The sequence below is a fragment of the Pseudoalteromonas sp. Xi13 genome (assembly GCF_003952205.1).
GTDB classification, from domain to species: domain Bacteria; phylum Pseudomonadota; class Gammaproteobacteria; order Enterobacterales; family Alteromonadaceae; genus Pseudoalteromonas; species Pseudoalteromonas atlantica.
Window position 1 is genome coordinate 280,444 of record NZ_CP034440.1, and the last position, 23,140, is coordinate 303,583.

A 23,140-nucleotide genomic window follows, 5' to 3' on the forward strand; every position below is an offset into this window, starting at 1 on the left:
CCTAACACCAAACTGCTTATTGGGGCTTTTTAACATTTTAGTGAAATTTAATTTGTTAAATTGCTCAAGAATTTATGCAGCTTGGTATTGAAACCAAGGAGACTTTTATGGCCACACTAGGCGTTGGTACACACACAAGCGAGCAAGCTTTAGCGGGATTAAGCAATATGACCGCCAATGTAACCCCTATTCAAGCAGATGAATATTTACAGCGCATTGCAAAAGCACAAGCTTATATGCAAGCAAATAATATAGATGCAATTTATTTAAATGCAGGTACAAATCTCACTTACTTCACAGGTATGAAATGGTATGCAAGTGAGCGCATGGTTGGCGCCATTTTACCCGCTATAGGCGATGTACAATACATAGCCCCTTATTTTGAAATTGGCACCCTAAACGGCTTTAAAGTGATTGAAGGCCCCATTCATGGCTGGCAAGAACATCAAAGCCCGTATGCGCTATTTGTTAGCGTACTAAAGCAACTCAACATACCTGACAATGCCACAATAGGCATTGATGAAAGTACACAGTTTTTTATATTCGACGGTATAAACAAAGCGCAAAAAGGCTTAAATATAGTTAATGCACAAAGCGTTACTGCACACTGTAGAATGCATAAGTCGGTAAAGGAATTAGCGCTCATGCAATGTGCAATGGATATGACCCTTGCAGTGCACCAAGCAACTGCAAGCATGCTATATGAAGGTATTACCACCACAGAGGTAGAAGCCTTTATTAAAAAAGCGCATCAAAAGGTAGGTGCGCCAGGTAACTATTTTTGCATTGTTTTATTTGGCGTGGCGACCTCATTTCCACATGGCGTTAAAGATGCGCAAGTGCTTAAAAAAGGCGATATGGTATTAATAGATACCGGTTGCAAAGTGCATGATTACCTTTCAGATATAACCCGCACCTATGTATTTGGTGAGCCAACAGTGCGCCAGCGCATGTTTTGGGATCATGAAAAAGCAGCGCAACTCGCCGCCTTTAGTGCTGCAAAAATTGGCGCTACGTGTGAAGCAGTTGATGCAGGCGCTCGTCACTATTTAGCGGCTCAAGGATTGGGGCCACAGTACCAAACACCGGGCTGCCCGCATCGTACGGGCCATGGTATTGGCTTAGATATTCACGAATGGCCTTATTTAGTCGGTGGAGACAAAACCCCACTTGCACCTGGCATGTGTTTTAGTAACGAGCCAATGCTAGTAATACCTGATGAATTTGGTGTACGTTTAGAGGATCACTTTTATATGACCGACAACGGCCCGCATTGGTTTACACAACCAAGTTATAGTATTGACGACCCGTTTGGGCTGAACGCTTAAACCCTTTATAAAGAGCAGCCATTAGCTGCTCTTTTTAGTTTGAGGATTGATAATGCATACTTCATCCCAATATCGTTTGTTATACCAAAGCAATCCGCAAAAGGATGAATATGAAAAACTTTAAAATTGATATCGTGTCAGACGTAATGTGCCCATGGTGCGTAATAGGTTACAAAAACCTAGAAACAGCGCTTGGCCAACTTAAAGACGAGATGAGTGCAGATATTACATGGCATCCTTTTGAGCTAAACCCTGACATGCCGCTTGAAGGTCAAAATTTAAACGAGCACCTAATGCAAAAGTACAACCTGACTGAAGAGCAAGGCGATGAAAATCGCAAAAACATGTTCGAAGCAGGTCAGCGTGCCGGGTTTACCTTTAATTTTGATGGTGAGCGCATCATGATCAACAGCTTTGATTTACACCGCCTACTTACTTGGGCGCGTGAAGAAGATAAGCAAACCGAATTAAAGCTTGCCATGTTTGAAGCACACTTCACCGATTTAAAATACTTAAATCAAGAAGACGCACTGCTTGATGTAGTCGCAAGTGTTGGCCTTGATAAAGAACAAGCGCGTAGTATTTTACACTCAGATAAATACGTTCAAAAAGTACGACAAGAGCAAGACCGCTTTAAGCAAATGGGTATTACTTCAGTCCCTACATTTATTATCAACGATAAATATGCAATCAGTGGCGGACAACCAAGCGACTCATTTATTCAAGCACTAAAACAAATTAGTGAAGAAGAAGCAAAACAAGACGCTTAGCAAGTAAGCTGCTGTTTAACATATATAAGGCTGCGCAATGCAGTCTTATATGGTTTTAAAGGTGCAGCGTGACTTTACTGCCTACGTGAGCCGATATTTCAATAAGCTTTTAACAAAAACCTCTGCGACTCAAACCTTACCCTCTGCACTTTTATAAAAGTGCTGGCACTATACGTGCATAGTCTATTTTGTGTTCTTAATGAGTGTGCTGCGCGCTATTTTATTTCAAATGCCACGTAAATATTACAAGGTGCTATTAACTTCTTTCATACCGCCATTCACTCACTATTACTTAAGGGCTAACGAGTAACTAAATACGCATAAGGAGCAAACATGGCTAAGTCAGCAACATTATACAGAATGGTAACTAATGAGCATATTTGCCCATTTGGACTCAAATCAAAAGATTTACTTAAGCGAAAAGGCTATAAGGTAGATGATAAACCGCTGACTTCGCGCGAAGAAACCGATGCATTTCAACAAAAGCACAATGTTGGTACCACACCACAAACATTTATCGATAACGAACGCATTGGCGGGTATGACGACCTGCGCGCTTACTTTAATAAATCGGAGCCTGGCCAACAAGGTACTACTTATACTCCCGTAACGGCCATTTTTGCTGTTACCCTATTGCTTGCCTTTGCATTTAGCTACTCGACTGGCTTTGCACTTTTTTCTATGCATACAGTTATGCTGTTTGTCGCGTTAACAATGGGCGTACTGGCTATTCAAAAATTACGCGACTTATACAGCTTTAGTAATTCTTTTATAACCTATGATTTATTTGCGATGAAAGTAGTGAGATATGCTTATGTGTATCCATTTTTAGAAGCATTTGTAAGTATTGGCATGATAGCAGGGCTTTCAGCTTATATTGTTGCACCAATTTCTTTATTTATTGGGGGTGTTGGCGCCGTGTCGGTGATTAAGGCTGTTTACATAGACAAACGAGAGCTTAAATGTGCCTGTGTTGGCGGAGATAGTAATGTACCGCTGGGGTTTGTCTCTCTGACCGAAAACCTGTTTATGATTGCTGCGGGTATCTGGATGTTTATTAAATAAAAAAACTGAATACGAAAAAGGCTGCAGTGTGCAGCCTTTTTACTATTTGTCAGCGAGCTTATTAAGTACGATAAAGCACTTTAATTACATGCCAGCCAAATTTAGTTTTAACTAAATGTGGCTCTAAAATAGCGCCATTAAAGGCTATTTTGTCAAACTGCGGAACCATTTGCCCACGTCTAAACTCACCTAAGTCACCGCCTTTTTTACCTGATGGGCACGACGAGTATTTTTTAGCTAAGGTTTGAAACTTGGCACCTTTACCTAATTGCTTAATAATGTCTTCTGCTATTTCTTTGTGTTTAACCAATATGTGGAGTGCGTGCGCTGTGCTTGCCATTTCAAAACCCTGATAATTTAAAACGCGGCGATTTTAGCACAGCCACCTAAACCTAGCATCTACTTATAGCTGACCAATCAAATAATTGGCGTCACCCAATAGCACGCTTTAATTCACAAAACCTGATATTTGGTCTAAGCAGCTATAGCTAGGGTCCGAGAGTGGGCTCAAGCTAGTTACTTTTCTAATTCGTGGTGCTTTACTTTTTTCATGACTGGCAATAAATCCCTCCACTAAAAGCATTCGATCACTACAATGCTTAACAAACCCCTCAGTTACATCACCGTAAAATGGGAATACTAAGTATTGCTTTGACTTTTTTTCTAGAGCTGCACGATCTTCATAAAAATCAAGGTGTCCGTAATGTCCAACTAAGCACACCTTAGTTCCAACCAAATCATTTTGATTCTTGAAAAGTTCGCCCCAAGATATTTTTTTACATTCAATTTTTTCCTGTAAAGGAAATGCTTTTACAGAAAAGACCACAACCATTAAAACTAACAATCTAGACATAGATATAAATTTTTTCATATTTGGATTCTATTAACTTTCCGGGAGGATTGCTCTATAACGCATCCGTACACTCTAAACTGCGAGGCCAAAAAAACTCATAACCTATTGATTTGTATTAGTTAACACCTCAATATTAGCAACAACCAAAGGCAATAAGAAAAACCTAACCCAATTAGTTTTCTGCTTCTGCTAAGAGCCTTTTTAAAATCAGTTTTTTAATAACGTTCTTAAATTCACAGCTGAGAAAAATACCATAGCTATACACACAAACAACAAAAGATAAATACCGTAGCCTACACCAACCATTAGGTAGGATTTACTAGGCTCCTGAGGATTATAATAAACATTAACTTTATCCCTCGTTTGATATTTTTTAAGTTGTAAATCTCGCTCCGCTCTATCAAGCATAGAGTTGACGTTTGATACTCGATTTCCAACAAATAGCTTTTCATCAAGCATATAAGAGTATTCAACCTCTATAATATAGCGCTCTTGGTTATGTTGTATACGTAGTCCATTACTAGAAATAACAGTACCCTCAACCATAGGCCAACTTTTCGTAGTCAGACCTTCTGAAACAACGGTGACTAAATATGCACTCCAAGCTAGTGAACTTAAAAGCATTACAACAAAAAAGACTCTACTTTTATTAAACATATCAGCACCTAATTTTTTGGGACTACACAATATATTTGTTTATGGAGACAATGATTCAACACGATAGTAAATTTCTTTACCTGCGATCAATTATAAATAATGTTTTGCGTCCTCTGGGTTGGGTATTCTGCAATACTGATATTTGCCAAATAAGGTATAGCGGTTTAAAGCAATTTTATCGTACAGCCAATTATTAAATGTATTGGGTAAAACACTAAATGCAGTGGCTAGTTTAAAGGGATAACCTAGCTGCTTAACCACTTCAAAAAAAGCATGGCTTTGCGTGTACGCTTTGCCGTTTTGTAGGTAAACCATTGAGGCGTATTGTGTGGTTGAAAAACCAAAGTGAGTTAATAACAGTGCACCTTTTGGGGATTGCACGCTGCACAATTTAAAAATGGCAGTGGCATCGTTACTAGGGCCTGTTGACCTTTCAGGATTAAAATTTGTTCAATCTAGGGGCCATTTAATCGCGGCGCGAGGTTTGTAACCTAGTGGGCTAAGTAAAAACCGAGCAACAAAGAGTAAATGACCCCTAGGCAGAACCCCTTCGGGCAGCGCCTGTTTGGCATTTATGCTACGTTATCGCCTATTTATGGGGAACAACCACACTACATAGGCTCTGTCTTGCCTAATTACCAAACAGGCTGCTGCAAATTTAACCTCGAAAGATAAACAGGCCCTAATAATATAATTTTTTGATTACGCATTAATGTAGTCGCATCATCTCTCATTTTATACCCCTTAAGCGGTTACAGCTGAACCGGCTTTTTTTGTAACTTACGCTGCAATGTGCGCCTATGCATATTGAGTTGCCGCGCAGTGGCCGACACATTACCGTTATTACTATGTAGCACTTGCTGAATATGCTCCCACTCTAAACGCTCTGGTGACATAACTGGTGTGGCAATATCACTAACATTTTGTGTATTTGAATCTGCGTTTAGGGCCTTTAATAGCGTGGCCATATCAACGGGTTTAGTAAGGTAGTCGTTAGCACCTAACCGCATGGCCTCTACTGCGGTGGCTATGCTTGCAAATCCTGTTAATAATACAATATACGCTTGCGGTAATAAGCTGCGAAGTGGCTTAATTAAGGCAAGGCCGTTATCGTCACCTAGTTTCATATCGAGCAAAATAAAATCTGGTAAGTGTTTACGTGCACTGAGTAATGCATCACTTTGGTTATGTGCAACTTCACAACTAAAGCCTTGTTTTGTTAAACGCCGAGCAAGTGTACTGGCTAGGTTTATATCGTCTTCAATTATCAGTAATTTCATGTAAGTGATTGCTCATTATTTGCTATGGCTAATTTTACTTTAGCCACAGCCCCGCCACTAGCGTGATTATACAAAGTTAACGAGCCGTTTAGTCGCTCAAACGTTACATTAGAAAGTAAAACCGCAAGCCCCATACCTTGGCTGCTAGGCATAAGTTGCCCGCCAAGCTCTGCTAATTGTGATTGGCTAAAACCGCTACCAAAATCACGAATTAGCAAATACACACTTTCACTGTGTTGATTATCTTGCTGCCAGCTTAGCTCTAACTGGGTTTGGTTATTTTTTTGATTAGCAATGCATGCATTTTGTAGCAAATTGAGAATAGCAGGCAATAGCATTGCATCACTTTTTAAGGTGACTGCTATTGGCTCACTTAACCAATTAATGTGCTGATCAGGGTATTGCAGTAATAATGTATCGATGATCTGCGTTTGTAGCTGGTTTACTGTAATGTGCTCGGTGGTATTTTTATTACGAAGCTGAGCAGAGAGCTTTCTAAAGTCATTTAATTGCCTAGCACATTGCTTGAGCGGTGTTTGCATTTGCACCACGACAGGGTTATTTGGCTGATCTTCTAAAAGCTCTTCAAATAGTAATTGTAAGTTAGCGATAGGACTGGCTAGTTGATGGGTTATTTGCGCAGCTGCGCCATCTAGGGTTACCAGTTGCTCGTTGCGCAATTGCTGCTCGCGAGCTTTAGCTATTGTGCGCTCTCGCTCCTTTAATGCTCGGCTCATAGCACCAATAACCAAAGCGATAACGCTTGCACTTAAAACAAAGTTAACCCACATGCCTATAAAATGCCCGCTCATATTCATTTGATGCATACTGTGATCGGGCATCCTAATGAGTAAAAAGCTATAAGCGGCAATTGCCAGTACGGCGATATAAGCCAAGCCTTTTTCACGAAGGGTGACCGCTGCAATCATGATAGGTAGCAATAATAGCGATACAAACGCATTGGTTGCGCCGCCACTTAATGAGAGCAAAATAGTTAAAAACAGGACATCCGCAGTGAGCTGCATTAACATCCCTATAGGGCGCGCTTGGCTAACATTTCGATAGGCGAATACGCTTACTAATTGAAATATCGCCTCTATAGCTATTACCACTAATAAAGGGAGTAACGCTATTTGGTGTTCTAATAAAAAATACACGCTTAGTACAGCAATTAACTGCACAGCAATAGCACCACTTCGCAGCATTAAAAGGCGGCTAATGGTCGGGTCGGTTTGCATAAACAAGGTGTGATATACCTATAAAATTTAATACGTTAAAAAGTTAATCTTCATCCATTGATATAGTAAACAGCGCGCACGGGGTCCCTTGATGAAACACCATTTTCCATTGTTCATTACTTTTACGCCAAAGCGACATACGTAAGGAGTAATTAAACTCACTTCGGGCTGAGCGCCTATAAGCGGCTTGGTAACTAATTTGCGCGACATCATCGCTAAGCATTCGCCCTTTAAAGTGCTGATTATAAAACTGCGGAACAACCTCGGTAGGTAAACGTGTGAGTACGTGCTGCTTATCAAATACGGTGCCATTAGCTGCAATTTCAATAAATTCATCATCAAGTAAGGCATTTAATGCATGGCTTGATTGACGAACATCGGGGTCGAGCAACTGTCGTTCGGCCTCTATCAAGTGATTAAACAACGACACTTTTATTTTATTGCTCATGGGCTTCCTTATTATGTATGCAATTGCCACGTGTTTGTGTGTTTATACGTTAAACGGGCAGTAATTAATAATATCGGCTTACTTTAATTCACTCAAGCTAACAGCTAGAGCACTGTGCCATAAACGCAAGCCACTTACGTTTAAGTAAAGCCGCAAAATCATGCACTATTCAATTATATGCTGTTTAACACATCGCTACGTATAGCTTTAATACTTGCTCACTCTTTAAACAAGCTTTACGTTAAATTGCCCACAATTACTATTATTTACGAGACAAAACAGGTTAATAACTTCTCTTAAAGGGCAATTTTTGATATAACTCACCCATTAGCAATACACGTCAGACCACCTTTTTAAGAGAACACACTATGGCCTACGCACATATTACTGGTTGGGGTAAATGCATTCCACCAGCAAGCATTAGCAACGATGAAATTAGCGAAATAGTTGATACCAACGATGAGTGGATCACCACACGTACTGGTATTAAATCTCGTAGGGTTAGCCATGTTAGCACCGCAGAACTTGCAACCGTTGCCGCAAAGCACGCCATCGATTGTGCAGGGATTGACGCAAAAGATATCGATTTAGTTATTTTAGCAACGTGTACCCCTTCTACTGTAGTGGCCAATACCGCCTCTTTAGTACAAAAAAACATTGGTGCTACCGGCGCTGCAGCTATGGATACCAATGCTGCGTGTTCTGGTTTTTTATATGCCCTTCAGGCTGCTACCGCTCAAATTCAGGCGGGTATGATTAAAAAGGCCGTGGTTATTGCTGCAGAGCGCATGACCTGGTATGTAAACTGGGCACGCCGTGACAGCGCTGTATTATTTGGTGATGGCGCAGGCGCAGTAGTACTAGAAGCCGCAGAAACACCCGCAGGCCTGCTAGGTACTAAAACCGGTTGCGACAGTGAAGACAGAGACATTTTGCATATCACCAACTTTGGTAGTGATTTAAATAAATATGAGCCAATTGGCCCATCAGACTTACTATTTGAAGGCCGTGAAATATTCAAACGTGCCGTTAAAGGTATGAGCGAAGCGTGTGATGATGTATTAACGCAAGCCAATCTAAGCCTTGATGACATAAACGTATTAGTGCCACACCAAGCTAACTTACGTATTATTCAAGCAATTCAGCATCGTTTAAAAGTGCCGGATGAAAAAGTAATGGTAAACATTGCTGACTACGGCAATACCTCAGCCGCTACGATTGCTATTGCGTTATGTGAAGCCGTAGAGCAAGGCTTAATTAAGCCGCATTCAAATATTATGTCGGCAGCGTTTGGCGCAGGTTTAACGTGGGCAGCAAGCTATATAAAATGGGGCGAGCGTGTAACGCCGATTAAAGTAAGTGATGCAACTTTGCCACCGTGTGAGCTAACAGGCCTTGAGCTTGTAGCCCCCGCAGTTAAAGCCTGCAAAGACGCTGAGCCTAGCTAAACGTTTTTAAAGCACATAAAAATTAAACGCACTTTTTAGTGCGTTTTTGTTTTTAGGAGAACAAACTCATGGAGCTAATTACATGGAGCTAACTACATGGAACTATTAGGCATTCATCATGCTGCTGTTATTTGCAGTGACTACGCCCGCTCTAAGCACTTTTATAGTAACGTACTTAAACTTAAAGTTATTAACGAGCATTTTAGGGCCGCGCGTAATTCGTATAAATTAGATTTAGCGATGCCTGATGGCAGCCAAATAGAGTTATTTTCGTTTGATGGAGCACCTGTAAGACCAAGCTACCCAGAAGCGCAAGGCTTGAGGCATTTAGCATTTAAAGTTAAAAACGTTGCCCAAGCAAAGCAGTATTTAGAGTCACAAAATATAACAGTGGAAGAGATAAGAGTGGATGAAATAACCGGCAAAAAATTCACCTTTTTTGCCGATCCAGATAACTTACCGCTTGAGTTATACGAGGTATAACCCTCGTATAACAAGGTTTATTTAAAGCGGCTTTGCAAGTAATTAAATACCGCACGAATACCTAACGCTTCGCCGCCAGTTGGGCGACCAGGTAATGCACGTAAATTCCACGCCATTACATCAAAATGTACCCAGGGTGTGGTTGGCTCTACAAACTCTTTTAAATAAAGCGCCGCGGTAATTGCACCACCAAATGGTGTGCTGGCACAGTTTGCCATATCGGCTACATCGCTCTTTAAAAAGCTTTTGTACTGATCAAATAAAGGCAATTGCCATACTGGGTCGCTTACATCCATACCGGCATCAATAATACCATTTGCTACATCGCGCTCTGTTGAGAAAAAGCCCGGTAACTCAGTACCTAAAGCAACACGACAAGCACCGGTAAGGGTCGCAAAGTCAATAATTAGCTCAGGGTTATCGTTTTGTGCCTCGCTAAGCGCATCACACAATACTAAACGCCCTTCAGCATCGGTATTGTCAATTTCTACCATAATGCCTTTACGCGTTTTAATTACATCACCTGGGCGAAATGCATTTCGCGATACCGCATTTTCAACCGCAGGCACTAAAACACGCAGTCTAATTGGTAAATTAGCCGCCATAATTAGCTGCGCTAAAGCAATAACATGCGCGGCCCCGCCCATGTCTTTTTTCATGTTACGCATGCCCGAGCTTGGTTTTAAATCAAGCCCGCCAGAGTCAAAACATACCCCTTTACCAACTAAGGTAATAAGTGGTGCGTTTTCATCGCCCCATTTTAAATCAAGTAATCGCGGTTTGTTTTCGCTGGCGCGCCCGACCATGTGTATTGTTGGGTAATTTTGCTCAAGTAGCTCATCGCCAATCCACTGGGTAAATTCGCCGTTGTAATTATTGGCTAAATCTTCCATTACTTGCGATAAATGCTGCGGCATCATATCTACCGCAGGTGTGTTTACTAAATCACGCGCTAAATAAATGGCATCGGCTTGTTGCTTAATACGCTGATACAGCGCTTCATCGGCAATGGCTAATTGTGCTTTGGCCGTTGGTTTTTCTTTATATTCACTAAATTCATAGCCGCCTAACACAAAACCAAGCGCGACTTGCTCTATAAAGGCATCATCGCCTTGAATTTGATACGTGCCCAGCGGTAATTTATTGGCAAGCTCGCCTGCGGCCCAAAAATCATCTTGGCTTTGTAATAAACAATAAACGTGGCTTAGCTCACCGGTTTGCGCGTCAGGCACAAGCGCTAAACCTTGCTTTTCAAAGCCGCTATTTGTTAACCATGTTTGGATAAAAGCCGGTTGTTGTGATTGCCAGTCAGTTAACTCGTTTTTAAGAATAAAAGATAAAGGAATACCAGAAGAAGTATGACGAAGTAATGCACTCATTGAAAAGCTCATATAATAAAAAATGGTAGCTCAAAGCATACCAATAAGACCGGCTAAAAGGTATAGCTAATTTTAGCCAGCTTTATTCTTTATTTGGCGCTTTAGTGTGTTGTTTTAAATCCTCTTTAACTATTTCGGCGTCTAGCTCTTTAACTGGTTTATTAATGTTAAACGAGCTAGGCAACACATCTACACCTACCATTCTGCCTAGCTTTACAACCAATGGAATAGTAATAGGGGCAAACGGCAGTACGGCAAATACTCCTAAGCCAAGCCCTTTTAAAATATCTACAAACTGCTCATTAGCACGCTTTAACTCTTCTTTGCTGGTTTGCCCTTGCGTGTAACGCCTATAAATGGTGAGCATTTCTATGGTTTCTTGCCTTTCTTGCGCAAGAGCAATTTTTAGCGCCACCATTGCACGACGAAAGCGAAGCTGTTGGCGCTTTTTACTAATTTTAACTACCCGCCAAGGCGCACGGTGAATAACTTTATATAATCGCATACCCTTTATTTTCACACATAAAGGGTTTTACACAAGAATAATTTACTTAATACGCCCTATACTTTACTCTTTTGCACCATAACAGTGCTCACAAGCTCATTTTTATGCAAAGCAAACAAATAATAGTACTCCCCAAACCCCAAAAACCACAGCCTGATGAATGCTGCGGCGGAGGTAGCTGTAGCCCTTGCGTGTGGGACGAATACAGACAAAAATATCGCGACTGGCAAGCGCAAAACACACCACCTGCCTCACCAAAAGAAACAAGTTGATAACATCCACCCACCCACTTCGCGCATTAAATCTTCGTAAAAGCGTTAAAATCGCACTTTATTAGTTCAAATTAGTTACATACTGCACCATTGTTGCAAATATATTTTATTTTGAACTTTTTGTTATTAAAGAGTTAATTATTAATTGCCCTGAAAGTTTTTTATGTATAGGCTGTACACAGGACTTCACATGAGGTGGGCTTTTAGCTTTAAGAAGTCGAGTAGGTTGACTCTTTATCCTCATGTGAACACGTCCAAAATTATAAATAAGTAATGTTAATTACTGCATTACGTACAAAATATATTCTAACTGGGGAAAATTAGAATGAAACTTAAAAGCAATGCGCTAAATCAAGCAATTAAATTTGCATTAGCAACAACCACCGCAGGTTTGTTTATTTCAGGTTCTGCTGTTGCAGCAGAAGAAAGTGAAACTAAAGTTAATAAAAACGTTGAAAAAATTGCTGTAGTAGGTACTCGCTCAGCGCCACGCTCTATTGGTGATTCACCGGTTCCTATTGATATTATTGGCGGTGAAGAGCTAGAAAAGTCTGGTAACACAGACATGCTAGAGCTACTTAAAGGCTCTGTTCCTTCTTTTAATGTTCACCAAAACCCAATCAGTGATGCTGCATCACTAGTACGCCCAGCTAACTTACGTGGCTTACCTTCAGACAGCACATTAATCCTTTTAAACGGTAAACGCCGTCACCGTGCTTCTGTTATTGCATTTTTAGGTGGTGGTATTAACGATGGTGCACAAGGCGCTGATATTTCAGTTATTCCTAGCATTGCACTTAAGCAAGTAGAAGTACTACGTGATGGTGCAGCAGCACAATACGGCTCAGATGCAATCGCAGGTGTAATGAACTTCCAACTTAAAGATGCCTCTGAAGGCGGTAAACTTGAAGTACGCCATGGTCAATACTACGAAGGCGACGGTGATACCACACAGATATCGGGTAACGTAGGCTTACCATTTACTGACAACGGTTTTGCTAACTTAAGTTTTCAATATAAAACAGCAGATGCAACAAGTCGCTCAGAGCAACGCCCTGATGCAGCCGCACTTTCTGCTGCAGGTGTACCAGAAGTGTCTTCGCTTGCGCAAGTTTGGGGTGCCCCAGAGGTTGATGACGACATTTCAATTTTTGGTAACTTTGGTTTAGAACTAACAAACGACTCAGAATTTTATATGTTTGGTAACTACTCTGAGCGTGATGTACGTGGTGGTTTTTACTACCGTAACCCGCACACTCGCCCAGGTGTATACTCAAACGATGGCGGTGAAACACTGCTTGTTGCCGATTTAACAGAAGACATGAGCGGTAACTGTCCAACTATCGCAATTGATGACAACGTACTAGATAACCCAGACTACATTAGCGGTGTTGCTAATAATCCTGATTGTTTTGCATTTAACGAAACCATTCCTGGCGGTTTTACACCTAACTTTGGTGGCAACATTACCGATACCTCTTTAACTATTGGTACAAAGGGTATGTTTACGGGTGGTTTCCTTAAAGATGCATTTTACGATTTAAGTGGTACGGTGGGTTTAAACGAATCTCGCTACTTTATTTACGACACGGTTAATGCGTCGTTAGGTGCAGACAGCCCACGTGATTTTAGCCCAGGTAAATATGAGCAACTAGAGAAAAACTTTAACTTTGACCTTTCTAAAGGCTTTGATTTTGACCTAGCGTACGATGTAAATATTGCCGGTGGTTTAGAATGGCACGAAGAAACATTTACTGTAATTTCGGGTGATGAAGCATCATTCACTGCAGGTCCTTTAACTGAGCAAGGTTTTGGTATTGGCTCTAATGGTTTCCCTGGTTTCAAACCTTCTGATGCAGGCGAATATACACGCCGTAACTACGCAGCTTATGTAGATATTGAAGCACCATTTACAGAAGAATTCTTAATGGGCCTTGCGGTACGTTTTGAAGATTACGACAGCTTTGGTACAACAACAAACTACAAAGTAATGGCGCAGTACCACGTAACTGAAGATCTAAATATTCGTGGCTCAGTAAGCACAGGTTTCCGTGCCCCTACTGTTGGCCAAGCGAACGTTAGTAACGTACAAACAAACTTAAGTGATGGTGTATTACAAGATTCAGCACTTTTACCACCAACAAACCCAATTGCAGTGCAATTAGGTGGTACAGAGCTTGAGCCAGAAGAATCGCAAAGCTACACTCTAGGTGCGGTTTACACTATTGGGGATTTATTTGTAACACTTGATTACTACAATATTGAAGTTGATGACCGTATCAGCCAATCTGAAAAAATTGTACTTAGCCAAGATGATAAAGACACGTTAGAAGCAGCAGGCGTACCAAATGCGCAAAGCTATGCACAAGTGAGCTTTTTCACCAATGACTTTGATACAACAACGCAAGGTATTGACTTAGTAGCAAACTACACAGCTGACATGCTAGGCGGAAGCTCTACATTTAGCCTTGCTTACAACTGGAATGAAACTGAGGTAACTAAGTTCAGTGACATTACTGGTGAGTTTAAAGTTAAGCGTTTAGAAGAAGATTTACCTAATCACCGTGCAACGCTTACTTGGGCACAGCAGTGGGAATCTTTTTCAATGTTTACCCGTGCTAATTACTACGGCGAATACCAAGGTGTTCACGTAGATTACGATGCAACAGCAAAAACAGCTGACGCAGCAGTAACTATTGACGCTGAAATAACGTACTTCTTAAATGAGTCTATTAGTTTCTCGGTAGGTGCACAAAACATCTTTGACCAAGACGCTGAAAAACTTGATTTTGAAGACCGTACGGGTATCCCTAACAATAACTGGGGTGGCCAATACTACGAGACATCTCCATACGGTATTAACGGTGGCTTCTACTACGCGAAAGCAACCTATACTTTCTAATATTTTTTCATGATAAACCAAGGCGAAATGTTAAGACATTTCGCCTTTTTTATTTTATATTAATTAAAAAACAATAATCCCTCATCATGCTAATTAAAAAAGCCAATCAATTACTACAAGAAAATAAACTCAAAGAAGCCGAGTTTCATTTTAAAGCAATTTTAAATAGTAACCCGCAAAGCGGCGAAGCATTATTTGGTTTAGGCAGGATAGCACTTAGGTTAGAGCGCTATGATGCAGCGGTATACTTATTACAAAAAGCATGCGAACGTTTACCCCATATGCTTGAGCCACTGCACGCCCTTGCCGATGCATTTAACGGTGTTAATTCCCCTAATGATGCGCTTAAAGTACTCGAATATGCTAAAAGTCTCGCAAGCCATAACCCAGAGCCTCATTATTATTTAGCTCAGCATTATTTAAGCTACGGCGAATTAGACAAAGCACACACCACATTTGCGCATGCACTAAGCATGGGGCTATACCCCGTAACTGCCTATATTTTATTTGAACTAGTACAATTAGGCCGTTTCAATAAAGAACATAATTATGTGAGCAACCTGCACCACTTTTTAACGCAAACGAATAACGTGCGTTTAAAAATGGTGTGTTACTACGCGTTAGGTAAAAGCTACGACAAACTAGAAGATACAGAGCAAGCATTTAACTACTATGTGCTTGCCAACAAACTTCAAAAAAAGCTTACTCACTTTAAAACCAGTGACTTAGTGCCTTTTTATGAAGCAATTATAACGCATAGTACACAACAGCTAATTGCATCTGCCGATCACACTTTTACCGGCACTATTACGCCCGTGTTTATTATTGGTATGCCCCGCAGCGGCTCAACCTTACTTGAGCAAATGATGGCCAGCCACTCACAGTTTGCTACATTAGGTGAAAACACCAGTATTGCTAACCAAGTGGTGGCATTGATAGAGCAGCAAACGCAAACCCCTTACCCGCAATGCTTAAGCGCGCTTAGTAACGATTTAATCGCAAAAGCTCGCAATATTTATATTGAAGAGTTAAAAAAAGCACAGCCTATACGCCCTTTCATCATTAATAAGCTACCGAGTAACTATCAGTCTATTGGCTTAATTTACTTGCTGTTCCCTAATGCTAAATTTATTAATTTAAGTAGGGATTTTAACGCTACTGCTTTTTCGGTGTTCAGTAACTACTTTGCCGAAAATGAGCCGTACTTTTGTGATTTAAAAGAATTCAAACTTTACCATGCGTTGTATGCAAAATTAATGGTTCATTGGCGCAGCCTGCCCTCATTACCGCTATACGATATTCATTATGAGCAAATAGTTGCCGAGCCTGAGTCGCGGCTAAGTGCTTTATTTTCGTTTTTAGGGTGTGAGTATGAACCGCAATGCTTAGCATTTTATAAGCGTAAGGCTGCTGTTAGCACATTAAGCAAACAAGCCATTAGGCAGCCAATTAATACACAGGCACTCGCGCATTGGGAGCGCTATAAAACACCGCTTTTAAAACAATTTGAATGAACCTAATTGCCTAACTGTGCTCGTTAAACCAGCTTACAACATCTTTAAATTGCTCATCCCGTGCCTGAGGGTGAGTAAGCATATTAATATGATCGTAATCCACACTATGACCATGGCGCTTGCCATAAATTTTAAGGGTTTGTTTTCCAGGTCCGGACTCTGCCATAAACTTTTTAATATCAATAGGCTGCGCAAGAGCCTTATCGTTTACAGCGCCAATATGTAGTGTAGGAGGCACCTGCACTTTAGCTAAGGCTTTTGCATAGTCAAAACCATCATCGCTATCTATCCATGGCCTTTTTTTAGCCCACTGCATGCTTTGATAATGCGACTTTTGCGATTCGTTATCGCTGCCCCACTTATAGCCTTTTGCGTTTAAGTACCCCTGTTTTTTAGCCAATATGGGCGCCATAAAGTACCAAATTATATTTACTTGTAGTAACTTTTTAGGGTGATTGTTAAACAAAGAGCGTTTAGAGCCAAAATAAGCACACGCTTTAACCTCTTTTAAATACTCAGGAAAACGTGCAAAAACGCTATTCATTAAAACGCCCCCCCAAGAGTGAGCAACCCAATAGTCTGGCTTTTTACCCTCGAATTGTTCAATGTAATTAATAAAGGCGGGGATATCTTCTACTATTGCCTCTGTTTGACCATATTTAGCCTGCGGCGAAATAAGCGGCTTGCTCTCTCCGCGCCCGCGCAGGTCTGCTACATAACAGCAGTAGCCTTGCTCAGCCAAATAAGGGGCTAACCCTTTATTGCTATGAGTATAAAAAATTTTGCCATTTTCTACTGCGCCGTGCATAAAAAACACCACGGGGCCCGCTTGCTTGTCGTTTGCTATACGGCGTAAATGTAGTGTTTGCTGATTGCCTAGTTGAACAAAATGGGAGTGCTGTGTAATTGCCACAAATTTTCCTTTATTATTTTTAGCCACTCATCCTACCAGTACCACTGTTAATTCTAAAGTAAATGGTTGCACTTTTTAGTGGGGCATTTGATACAATTGCGCCATTATTTAATTGCTAAATTAATGCTATGAAATCAAAACAAGTCACTAACAAGCTCCACCCACGCAACCAACATTTACATGGCTACGATTTAGACCTGCTATGCGATAAGCATGATGCGTTAACCCCATTCATCATCGTCACCCCTGCGGGGAGTAAGAGCATTGACTTTACCAATAACACAGCAGTAAAAACGCTTAATCAAGCGCTTTTAAAAGCGCATTATAAAATAGATTTTTGGGATATTCCTGAGCATAATCTTTGCCCTCCTATTCCTGGTCGCGTTGATTACATTCATTACTTGGCAGACTTATTAAGCGACGACAACCAACAAAATATTCCAACTGGCAGGCAAATTAAGGTGCTCGATATTGGCACAGGGGCCAATTTGGTCTACCCGTTAACGGGTAATCATGAATACAACTGGCACTTTACTGGTAGCGACATCGATGCAAATTCAATAAAAATAGCGAAACAAATCGCCCAATTTAATGGTTTAAAAATAACCCTTAAACACCAAAAAAACGCATCATCTATTTTTGAAAACATTATAAATCAAAAAGATTTATTTCATTTAACCCTGTGTAACCCCCCGTTTCACGCAAGCGCAGAAGAGGCCAATAAAGGGTCGCAGCGCAAATGGAAAAACTTAGGGAAATCACCTAAAAACACCCTTAATTTTGGCGGGCAAAATAATGAGCTATGGTGCGAGGGCGGCGAAGCACAGTTTATTAGCAATATGATTGCTCAAAGTGAGCAATTTGCAGAGCAAGTAATATGGTTTACCTCCTTGGTTTCAAAAAAAGAAACGCTTAAAGTGTTAGAAAATAAATTAAGCACCCTCCCTATTGCCGAATATAAAATTATAGACATGGCACAAGGACAAAAAGTAAGTCGCTTTATTGCCTGGAGTTATTTTGATAAAGCCACCCGTGAACAAATTTTTGAAGAGCTTGTTTAAACCCATAAAAAACAAAAAAGCCTGTAGTACTTAATAAAGGAATAACCACCATGATAGATTTTCGCTCAGACACGGTTACTAAACCCTCAAAAGCCATGCGCGATGTAATGTATAGCGCGCCAGTAGGCGATGATGTGTACGGGGATGATTCTAGCGTAAACCAACTAGAAGCCTATGCATGTGAGCGTTTTAGCTTTGAAGCCGCACTTTATTGTAGCTCTGGCACGCAAGCTAACTTACTTGCGCTTATGGCTCATTGCGAACGCGGAGATGAATATATTTGCGGGCAAAATGCCCATAACTATAAATTTGAAGGCGGTGGCGCTGCAGTATTAGGCTCTATTCAACCACAACCGATTGAGAATGAACCCGATGGCAGCCTCTGCTTTGATAAAATTGCCGCAGCAATAAAACCAGACGATAGCCATTTTGCCAACACCCGCTTACTTAGCCTTGAAAACACCATAGGCGGAAAAGTACTCCCCCTTAGCTACTTAGCCAAAGCACGTCATTTTGTAAATGAGCACTCGTTGGCTCTGCACTTAGATGGCGCACGTGCGTTTAATGCGGCGGTTGAATTAAACGTTGATATTACAGATATTACCCAGCACTTTGACTCTGTTTCAATTTGCTTATCGAAAGGGCTAGGTGCTCCCGTTGGCTCGCTATTACTAGGCACAAAGGCGCTTATCACAAAAGCACGGCGCTGGAGAAAAGTACTCGGTGGTGGCATGCGCCAAGCAGGAATGCTGGCAGCCGCGGGGCAATACGCACTTGAAAATAACGTCTCTCGCTTAAAAGACGATCACGCTAATGCGCGTTATTTAGCAGGTAAGCTTAATGAGCTCAATGGGTTTAGCGTTGATATGAGTAACACCACTAACATGGTGTATGCGCGCTATTCAAGTGAGTTAAATATAGCGCATATTAGCGAGCAATTAGCACAACAAGGCATATTAATCAGCCCAAGCAAACAGCTTAGGCTAGTCACTCATCTTGATATAAACAAAGATGATATAGATACTTTTATACGAGCCTTAGCGGCCCATATTTAACTCAGCCTTATAGTGCTTGCGGCACACCGACACATAACGGTCGTTGCCGCCAATTTCTACTTGGTTACCATCGGCAATGGCATTGCCGTTTTCATCTGTACGCAATACATGATTGGCTTTACGGCCGCAATGGCACACTGTTTTAAGCTCAACCAGTTTATCGGCCCATGCTAGCAAGTACTGAGAGCCAATAAATAACTCACCTCTAAAGTCGCTTCGCAGGCCATAACACAATACCGGAATACCAAGTTCATCAACCACATCTGTCAGCTGCATAACTTGCTCTTTAGACAAAAACTGGCATTCGTCAACCAATACACAGTGGCGCTTTTTTTCGTTTTGCAGATTTTGGATCAGCTCAAAAACATTTTTTGACGCATCAAATATATGCGCATCAGCTTGCAGCCCGATACGAGACGATACTTTTCCTACACCAGAGCGGTTATCAATTGCAGCCGTTAAAATAACTGGCTCCATACCGCGCTCACGATAGTTAAACGCAGATTGTAATAAGGTGGTTGATTTACCCGCATTCATCGCAGAGTAGTAAAAGTATAATTGAGCCATTGCCGTGCCTTAAGATAAAAAGTGCGCTTATGCTACCTTAATATGCGATTAATACCAATTTCATATCGCTATTTTAGTTAATAAGCACTTTGATTTTCTTACTACTCAACAGCTTGCAAGTATTTTATATAAATTTGTGCACTGTCAAAGCGCGCTAACCATTGCCATATCTCTTTACTAAGCTGGCTATTTTGCTGGAAAAACTGCTTTGAAAAAATTAAATAACCGTCGGTTGTTTCATAAGGTGGGTAAAGGGGTTTTACATCGCTCCCTTTATGTTGATAGCTCGACACTTTTAAGTCATCTACTTGGCATAAATCAACACTTGCCTGTACCACTCCTTTATCAAGTAATTCAAATGCTTTTTCTTTTGAAAAAGTATTATGGATGTAAAAAGGCTCTTCTTTTAGCGCGCTGTTTAAGCCATAGCCATTAGGAATGGCGATAGTGAACGCTTTATTTTGAAATACTTCACGTGTTTGCCATTGTTTATGAAAACGAGCTCGCCCTATTAAGCAGCTACTAAAACGACTCACTGCAAATTTTTCTAGCAACACCCCTTTTTCGTTTGTAGGGTACACAGCAAAACGTTCACGCCCATCACGATAGCTGGCAATAACGGCATTAACACGGTTAAGCTCTAAATCGTTTAAGCATCTGCGCCATGGTTTTCTAACAAATGAAATAGCCACATGGGGTATGTCGGCATCCAGTTGCTTTAAAATTTCAATTGAGGCGCCAGGGTTATCTATAGGCACCTCTTGCCCAATGCCCAAAAACATAGGTGCAACGTCTTTATCTTCGTAGCAAAATATAAGTGTTTGTGGGTTAGCAAACACTGCTGAAGAAAACATCAAACCAAATATAAATAAATAATTTAAGCTGCTGATACTCATAATAATTTTTATTAGTAAATAATGTAAATTGTAGCTTGTGATAACAAAGCTGCCAGTGCTGCAACAGTTAAATTATCCCTTCATGCTTTAGTAACCAACTTTTTCTCTCAAGGCCACCAGCGTACCCAGTAAGCCTTGAGTTTGCACCAATAATTCGATGGCATGGCACAATAATACTGATGGGGTTTTTGCCATTTGCAGCCCCGACTGCTCTTACCGCATTAGGGTTATTTAATTGTTTAGCTATATCGCCGTAGGTCATGGTTTTGCCAAAAGGGACGCTGAGCAACGCTTGCCACACACCATTTTGAAAAGGCGTACCTTGTGTATCTAATGGCACATTAAAGGTTTTGCGCTGACCATTAAAGTATTCGTTTAATTGTTTTACGCAGATTAAAACCGCTTCATTTGTTACTTGCTCAACGGGTGTATGGGTGTAGTGTGTTCTTGGGTAAAAACCAACATAGCTCACCCCGTTTTCAGTCGCTTGAATAATAACATCGTCAATCGGGCTCGAAATTGCGGTCTGTATAATCATGAAAGTTGCTGCCATAGTTGAAACGTTAAGTACGAGCGAAATGGAGCGCTCAGCTCTGGGTTAAATTGCTTAGCATTGATCAGCGCCTTTTTTACCCCGAGATCGCCGGCTAATAGTATATCTGGGTTACTTTGCCCGCGCAGTTTAGCGTAGTTAACAGTCCATGGGCCTATGCCTTTTATATCGAGCCAATTATCCAAAACCCTGTTATCGGGGTTATCAGCGCAGTACTTAGATAAATTTTTTAATGCATTTTTGCGCGATTGCGGCATTTTAAAAAATTCAAAGTCGCATGTCGCTAAATCCTCAGGCTGTGGAAAATACACTTTATCTGCGTGTTTATCGCCTCGCTCTGCGACCAGCTTTGTTACTAAAGTGTGCGCTGCCCCCACGCTAACTTGTTGGCCCAATACAGCGCGGATCCCCGCTTCAAAGCTTGACCATATTCCAGGTAAGCGTAGCCCTTCACTTAATGTAAATGCCCCATTAATACTGTTTTTTAAGTGGCTTTCAATAGGGTTTATATCGGCATCTACATCAAGTACACGGCGTATATTATTAATTACTTTTTGTAAGTGCTCGGTATTATTTATTACTATTTCAACTTTAAAATGGTTATGTTGCGCCTTAAAGTGCGCATTAAAATAACCTACCGCCCCTTTTAGCTTAAATGTTCGCCCGTAACTGGTTGGGGTTATCCACTCCATAGGCTCTATTAACCGCTTTGACAAAAAGCTGTGCAAAGCCTGCCAATTGTAAGGAGGTCTAAAAGGGAGAGTTAATACAATCACTGGGGTTGCCTCTTTTTTTGATTTTCTGAGCTTTGATGGCGCTATATTTAATTGTTGTAAAAAAGCATCGTTAAAACGTCGCACACTTTTAAACCCAGCGGCAAATGCAATATCGGTTATAGGTAATGTGGTCTCTTGAATGAGCTTTTTAGCAAACTGACATTGGTTAAATAACCGATACTGAGTAACAGACATACCAAAGTGCTGATTAAATATACGTCGCAAATAACGACTGGTAATACCCAAACGAGTAGCTAGCATTTCGCAATTACAGCTGTCACCTAAATCAATTAACTGCTTAGCTCTGAGCGCTGTTGTTTTTACCCCTTGCCAAGCAGCGCTGCCCGGAGCGCTATCGGGCCTGCAGCGTATGCACGGTCTAAAGCCTGCTTGCGCCGCGTTGTGCGCATATTGATAATACACCACATTTTTTTCTTGAGCGGTGGGCGCGGGGCAAATTGGCCGACAATAAATGCCGGTGCTTTTTACCGCAACGTAAAATAAGCCATCAAATCGTGCATCGCGGCTTTGCCGTGCTTTTTGCCAATACTGATTATTCATGTAGGGTCTTAATCAATAAAACGTACCTTAGCATAACAATTTTTAAAGCAGATACTGGCCGTTTTCGGCACTCATCTGCTTTTAAAAAAGTATTATACCAACCCACTTAATTAAGCGTTTTAGTATCACTATTGCTCTGCAAAATCGAGCAAGTCTTGGCCTGCTAGGCGGTAGATTATCCATTCGTTTTGAGCTTTTGCCCCAATGCTATTATAAAAATCTATAGCGGGTTTATTCCAATCCAATACTACCCACTCAAAACGTCCACAGTCGTTTTTTATAGCTTTATTAGCAAGGTGTTTCATTATTAGTTTGCCCGCACCATTGCCACGGCTATCGGGGCTCACGTATAAATCTTCTAGATATAAGCCATTTTTACCCAGCCAGGTAGAGTAATTATAAAAATACACCGCAAAGCCAATAGGCTCATCATCTTCAAAGCAAATAACACTGTGTGCAGTTGCCCCCTCACTAAACAGCGTTTTTATAATTGCTTGCTCATCTGTTTTTACTGCATCGGGTTCTTTTTCGTAAATGGCCAGTTCGGTAATAAACTGTAAAATGGTTGGCGCATCGCTTTTTTTAGCGTCGCGTATTTGTATTTGCTTACTCATGT

At 41.0% G+C, this 23,140-nt stretch carries 24 protein-coding genes and 1 pseudogene; 10 read left to right on the top strand and 15 right to left on the bottom strand.

Annotated features, from left to right (window positions below; translation table 11 throughout):
• The first annotated feature begins 107 nt into the window (after nucleotides 1-107).
• From EJ103_RS17725 to EJ103_RS17735, 3 genes are all read left to right on the top strand, one after another.
• Entirely contained in the window at nucleotides 108-1,328 is a 1,221-nt protein-coding gene (locus tag EJ103_RS17725) for a Xaa-Pro peptidase family protein (RefSeq protein WP_126009071.1), read from the top strand.
• A gap of 110 nt (nucleotides 1,329-1,438) precedes the next feature.
• Complete coding sequence (locus tag EJ103_RS17730) at nucleotides 1,439-2,098, top strand: DsbA family oxidoreductase (RefSeq protein WP_126009073.1); 660 nt, start codon at nucleotides 1,439-1,441, stop codon at nucleotides 2,096-2,098.
• 333 nt (nucleotides 2,099-2,431) lie between these two features.
• Entirely contained in the window at nucleotides 2,432-3,163 is a 732-nt protein-coding gene (locus EJ103_RS17735; RefSeq protein ID WP_126009076.1) for a MauE/DoxX family redox-associated membrane protein, read from the top strand.
• Nucleotides 3,164-3,224: 61 nt separating this feature from the next.
• On the opposite strand, the gene EJ103_RS17740 is transcribed toward EJ103_RS17735, so the two are convergent.
• The 7 genes and pseudogenes from EJ103_RS17740 to EJ103_RS17770 form a co-directional block, all read right to left on the bottom strand.
• The gene (locus EJ103_RS17740; RefSeq protein ID WP_004588770.1) at nucleotides 3,225-3,503 is read right to left on the bottom strand and encodes a peptidylprolyl isomerase; all 279 of its coding nucleotides are present in this window, start codon (nucleotides 3,501-3,503) and stop codon (nucleotides 3,225-3,227) included.
• 108 nt (nucleotides 3,504-3,611) lie between these two features.
• Nucleotides 3,612-4,034, bottom strand: coding sequence for a hypothetical protein (locus EJ103_RS17745; RefSeq protein WP_126009078.1), 423 nt, complete (start codon nucleotides 4,032-4,034; stop codon nucleotides 3,612-3,614).
• A gap of 189 nt (nucleotides 4,035-4,223) precedes the next feature.
• Nucleotides 4,224-4,673: a DUF3592 domain-containing protein gene (locus tag EJ103_RS17750; protein ID WP_064386594.1), complete on the bottom strand. Its 450-nt coding sequence runs from the start codon at nucleotides 4,671-4,673 to the stop codon at nucleotides 4,224-4,226.
• A gap of 90 nt (nucleotides 4,674-4,763) precedes the next feature.
• Nucleotides 4,764-5,072 (bottom strand): annotated as a pseudogene (locus EJ103_RS17755) (DCC1-like thiol-disulfide oxidoreductase family protein); the annotation flags it as partial.
• Nucleotides 5,073-5,425: 353 nt separating this feature from the next.
• Nucleotides 5,426-5,953: a response regulator gene (locus EJ103_RS17760; protein WP_126009080.1), complete on the bottom strand. Its 528-nt coding sequence runs from the start codon at nucleotides 5,951-5,953 to the stop codon at nucleotides 5,426-5,428.
• On the bottom strand, nucleotides 5,950-7,191 hold the full coding sequence (locus EJ103_RS17765) for a HAMP domain-containing histidine kinase (RefSeq protein ID WP_206435507.1): 1,242 nt from the start codon (nucleotides 7,189-7,191) through the stop codon (nucleotides 5,950-5,952). The genes EJ103_RS17760 and EJ103_RS17765 overlap by 4 nt, the downstream gene beginning before the upstream one ends.
• A gap of 43 nt (nucleotides 7,192-7,234) precedes the next feature.
• The gene (locus tag EJ103_RS17770) at nucleotides 7,235-7,639 is read right to left on the bottom strand and encodes a nuclear transport factor 2 family protein (protein ID WP_004588774.1); all 405 of its coding nucleotides are present in this window, start codon (nucleotides 7,637-7,639) and stop codon (nucleotides 7,235-7,237) included.
• 368 nt (nucleotides 7,640-8,007) lie between these two features.
• Here EJ103_RS17770 and EJ103_RS17775 point away from each other — a divergent pair, with 368 nt between their 5' ends.
• Complete coding sequence (locus EJ103_RS17775; protein ID WP_126009084.1) at nucleotides 8,008-9,087, top strand: ketoacyl-ACP synthase III; 1,080 nt, start codon at nucleotides 8,008-8,010, stop codon at nucleotides 9,085-9,087.
• A 96-nt stretch (nucleotides 9,088-9,183) separates the two neighbouring features.
• On the top strand, nucleotides 9,184-9,570 hold the full coding sequence (locus tag EJ103_RS17780) for a VOC family protein (protein ID WP_126009086.1): 387 nt from the start codon (nucleotides 9,184-9,186) through the stop codon (nucleotides 9,568-9,570).
• A 17-nt stretch (nucleotides 9,571-9,587) separates the two neighbouring features.
• On the opposite strand, the gene EJ103_RS17785 is transcribed toward EJ103_RS17780, so the two are convergent.
• Entirely contained in the window at nucleotides 9,588-10,949 is a 1,362-nt protein-coding gene (locus EJ103_RS17785; protein ID WP_126009088.1) for a leucyl aminopeptidase family protein, read from the bottom strand.
• A gap of 82 nt (nucleotides 10,950-11,031) precedes the next feature.
• Nucleotides 11,032-11,454, bottom strand: coding sequence for a hypothetical protein (locus EJ103_RS17790; protein WP_024031949.1), 423 nt, complete (start codon nucleotides 11,452-11,454; stop codon nucleotides 11,032-11,034).
• A gap of 104 nt (nucleotides 11,455-11,558) precedes the next feature.
• Between EJ103_RS17790 and EJ103_RS17795 the strand changes: the two genes are divergently transcribed.
• The 3 genes from EJ103_RS17795 (at nucleotide 11,559) to EJ103_RS17805 (ending at nucleotide 16,142) form a co-directional block, all read left to right on the top strand.
• Nucleotides 11,559-11,726 (top strand): oxidoreductase-like domain-containing protein, encoded by a 168-nt coding sequence (locus tag EJ103_RS17795; protein WP_126009090.1) that lies wholly within the window; start codon nucleotides 11,559-11,561, stop codon nucleotides 11,724-11,726.
• Between the two features lie 325 nt (nucleotides 11,727-12,051).
• On the top strand, nucleotides 12,052-14,628 hold the full coding sequence (locus tag EJ103_RS17800) for a TonB-dependent receptor (RefSeq protein WP_126009092.1): 2,577 nt from the start codon (nucleotides 12,052-12,054) through the stop codon (nucleotides 14,626-14,628).
• Between the two features lie 86 nt (nucleotides 14,629-14,714).
• A complete protein-coding gene (locus EJ103_RS17805) occupies nucleotides 14,715-16,142 on the top strand; it encodes a sulfotransferase (protein ID WP_126009094.1) in 1,428 nt (475 codons plus the stop codon).
• A gap of 10 nt (nucleotides 16,143-16,152) precedes the next feature.
• On the opposite strand, the gene EJ103_RS17810 is transcribed toward EJ103_RS17805, so the two are convergent.
• Entirely contained in the window at nucleotides 16,153-17,055 is a 903-nt protein-coding gene (locus EJ103_RS17810) for an alpha/beta fold hydrolase (RefSeq protein ID WP_126009096.1), read from the bottom strand.
• A gap of 128 nt (nucleotides 17,056-17,183) precedes the next feature.
• Here EJ103_RS17810 and rlmF point away from each other — a divergent pair, with 128 nt between their 5' ends.
• Complete coding sequence (gene rlmF / locus EJ103_RS17815) at nucleotides 17,184-18,116, top strand: 23S rRNA (adenine(1618)-N(6))-methyltransferase RlmF (protein ID WP_126009098.1); 933 nt, start codon at nucleotides 17,184-17,186, stop codon at nucleotides 18,114-18,116.
• A 50-nt stretch (nucleotides 18,117-18,166) separates the two neighbouring features.
• Complete coding sequence (gene ltaE, locus EJ103_RS17820; RefSeq protein ID WP_126009100.1) at nucleotides 18,167-19,171, top strand: low-specificity L-threonine aldolase; 1,005 nt, start codon at nucleotides 18,167-18,169, stop codon at nucleotides 19,169-19,171.
• Here the strand turns inward: ltaE and EJ103_RS17825 are convergent.
• The 5 genes from EJ103_RS17825 to EJ103_RS17845 all read right to left on the bottom strand — a co-directional run bounded on the left by EJ103_RS17825 (nucleotide 19,154) and on the right by EJ103_RS17845 (nucleotide 23,138).
• Nucleotides 19,154-19,738 carry a thymidine kinase gene (locus tag EJ103_RS17825; RefSeq protein ID WP_004588785.1) on the bottom strand — a complete coding sequence of 195 codons (585 nt, stop codon included), beginning with the start codon at nucleotides 19,736-19,738 and terminating at the stop codon, nucleotides 19,154-19,156. The genes ltaE and EJ103_RS17825 overlap by 18 nt on opposite strands.
• A gap of 101 nt (nucleotides 19,739-19,839) precedes the next feature.
• Nucleotides 19,840-20,634: an amino acid ABC transporter substrate-binding protein gene (locus EJ103_RS17830; protein ID WP_126009101.1), complete on the bottom strand. Its 795-nt coding sequence runs from the start codon at nucleotides 20,632-20,634 to the stop codon at nucleotides 19,840-19,842.
• A gap of 67 nt (nucleotides 20,635-20,701) precedes the next feature.
• Entirely contained in the window at nucleotides 20,702-21,172 is a 471-nt protein-coding gene (locus EJ103_RS17835) for a methylated-DNA--[protein]-cysteine S-methyltransferase (RefSeq protein ID WP_126009103.1), read from the bottom strand.
• Complete coding sequence (locus EJ103_RS17840) at nucleotides 21,169-22,524, bottom strand: AlkA N-terminal domain-containing protein (RefSeq protein ID WP_126009105.1); 1,356 nt, start codon at nucleotides 22,522-22,524, stop codon at nucleotides 21,169-21,171. Before EJ103_RS17840 ends, EJ103_RS17835 begins: the two co-directional genes overlap by 4 nt.
• Before the next feature lie 128 nt (nucleotides 22,525-22,652).
• The gene (locus EJ103_RS17845; protein ID WP_126009107.1) at nucleotides 22,653-23,138 is read right to left on the bottom strand and encodes a GNAT family N-acetyltransferase; all 486 of its coding nucleotides are present in this window, start codon (nucleotides 23,136-23,138) and stop codon (nucleotides 22,653-22,655) included.
• Nucleotides 23,139-23,140 lie beyond the last annotated feature (2 nt).

Bases quoted from the DNA above. Each gene is read 5' to 3' on its own strand.
- EJ103_RS17725 (WP_126009071.1), top strand. From the start codon at position 108: ATGGCCACACTAGGCGTTGGTACACACACAAGCGAGCAAGCTTTAGCG.
- EJ103_RS17730 (WP_126009073.1), top strand. From the start codon at position 1,439: ATGAAAAACTTTAAAATTGATATCGTGTCAGACGTAATGTGCCCATGG.
- EJ103_RS17735 (WP_126009076.1), top strand. From the start codon at position 2,432: ATGGCTAAGTCAGCAACATTATACAGAATGGTAACTAATGAGCATATT.
- EJ103_RS17740 (WP_004588770.1), bottom strand. From the start codon at position 3,503: ATGGCAAGCACAGCGCACGCACTCCACATATTGGTTAAACACAAAGAA.
- EJ103_RS17745 (WP_126009078.1), bottom strand. From the start codon at position 4,034: ATGAAAAAATTTATATCTATGTCTAGATTGTTAGTTTTAATGGTTGTG.
- EJ103_RS17750 (WP_064386594.1), bottom strand. From the start codon at position 4,673: ATGTTTAATAAAAGTAGAGTCTTTTTTGTTGTAATGCTTTTAAGTTCA.
- EJ103_RS17760 (WP_126009080.1), bottom strand. From the start codon at position 5,953: ATGAAATTACTGATAATTGAAGACGATATAAACCTAGCCAGTACACTT.
- EJ103_RS17765 (WP_206435507.1), bottom strand. From the start codon at position 7,191: ATGCAAACCGACCCGACCATTAGCCGCCTTTTAATGCTGCGAAGTGGT.
- EJ103_RS17770 (WP_004588774.1), bottom strand. From the start codon at position 7,639: ATGAGCAATAAAATAAAAGTGTCGTTGTTTAATCACTTGATAGAGGCC.
- EJ103_RS17775 (WP_126009084.1), top strand. From the start codon at position 8,008: ATGGCCTACGCACATATTACTGGTTGGGGTAAATGCATTCCACCAGCA.
- EJ103_RS17780 (WP_126009086.1), top strand. From the start codon at position 9,184: ATGGAACTATTAGGCATTCATCATGCTGCTGTTATTTGCAGTGACTAC.
- EJ103_RS17785 (WP_126009088.1), bottom strand. From the start codon at position 10,949: ATGAGTGCATTACTTCGTCATACTTCTTCTGGTATTCCTTTATCTTTT.
- EJ103_RS17790 (WP_024031949.1), bottom strand. From the start codon at position 11,454: ATGCGATTATATAAAGTTATTCACCGTGCGCCTTGGCGGGTAGTTAAA.
- EJ103_RS17795 (WP_126009090.1), top strand. From the start codon at position 11,559: ATGCAAAGCAAACAAATAATAGTACTCCCCAAACCCCAAAAACCACAG.
- EJ103_RS17800 (WP_126009092.1), top strand. From the start codon at position 12,052: ATGAAACTTAAAAGCAATGCGCTAAATCAAGCAATTAAATTTGCATTA.
- EJ103_RS17805 (WP_126009094.1), top strand. From the start codon at position 14,715: ATGCTAATTAAAAAAGCCAATCAATTACTACAAGAAAATAAACTCAAA.
- rlmF (WP_126009098.1), top strand. From the start codon at position 17,184: ATGAAATCAAAACAAGTCACTAACAAGCTCCACCCACGCAACCAACAT.
- ltaE (WP_126009100.1), top strand. From the start codon at position 18,167: ATGATAGATTTTCGCTCAGACACGGTTACTAAACCCTCAAAAGCCATG.
- EJ103_RS17825 (WP_004588785.1), bottom strand. From the start codon at position 19,738: ATGGCTCAATTATACTTTTACTACTCTGCGATGAATGCGGGTAAATCA.
- EJ103_RS17830 (WP_126009101.1), bottom strand. From the start codon at position 20,634: ATGAGTATCAGCAGCTTAAATTATTTATTTATATTTGGTTTGATGTTT.
- EJ103_RS17835 (WP_126009103.1), bottom strand. From the start codon at position 21,172: ATGATTATACAGACCGCAATTTCGAGCCCGATTGACGATGTTATTATT.
- EJ103_RS17840 (WP_126009105.1), bottom strand. From the start codon at position 22,524: ATGAATAATCAGTATTGGCAAAAAGCACGGCAAAGCCGCGATGCACGA.
- EJ103_RS17845 (WP_126009107.1), bottom strand. From the start codon at position 23,138: ATGAGTAAGCAAATACAAATACGCGACGCTAAAAAAAGCGATGCGCCA.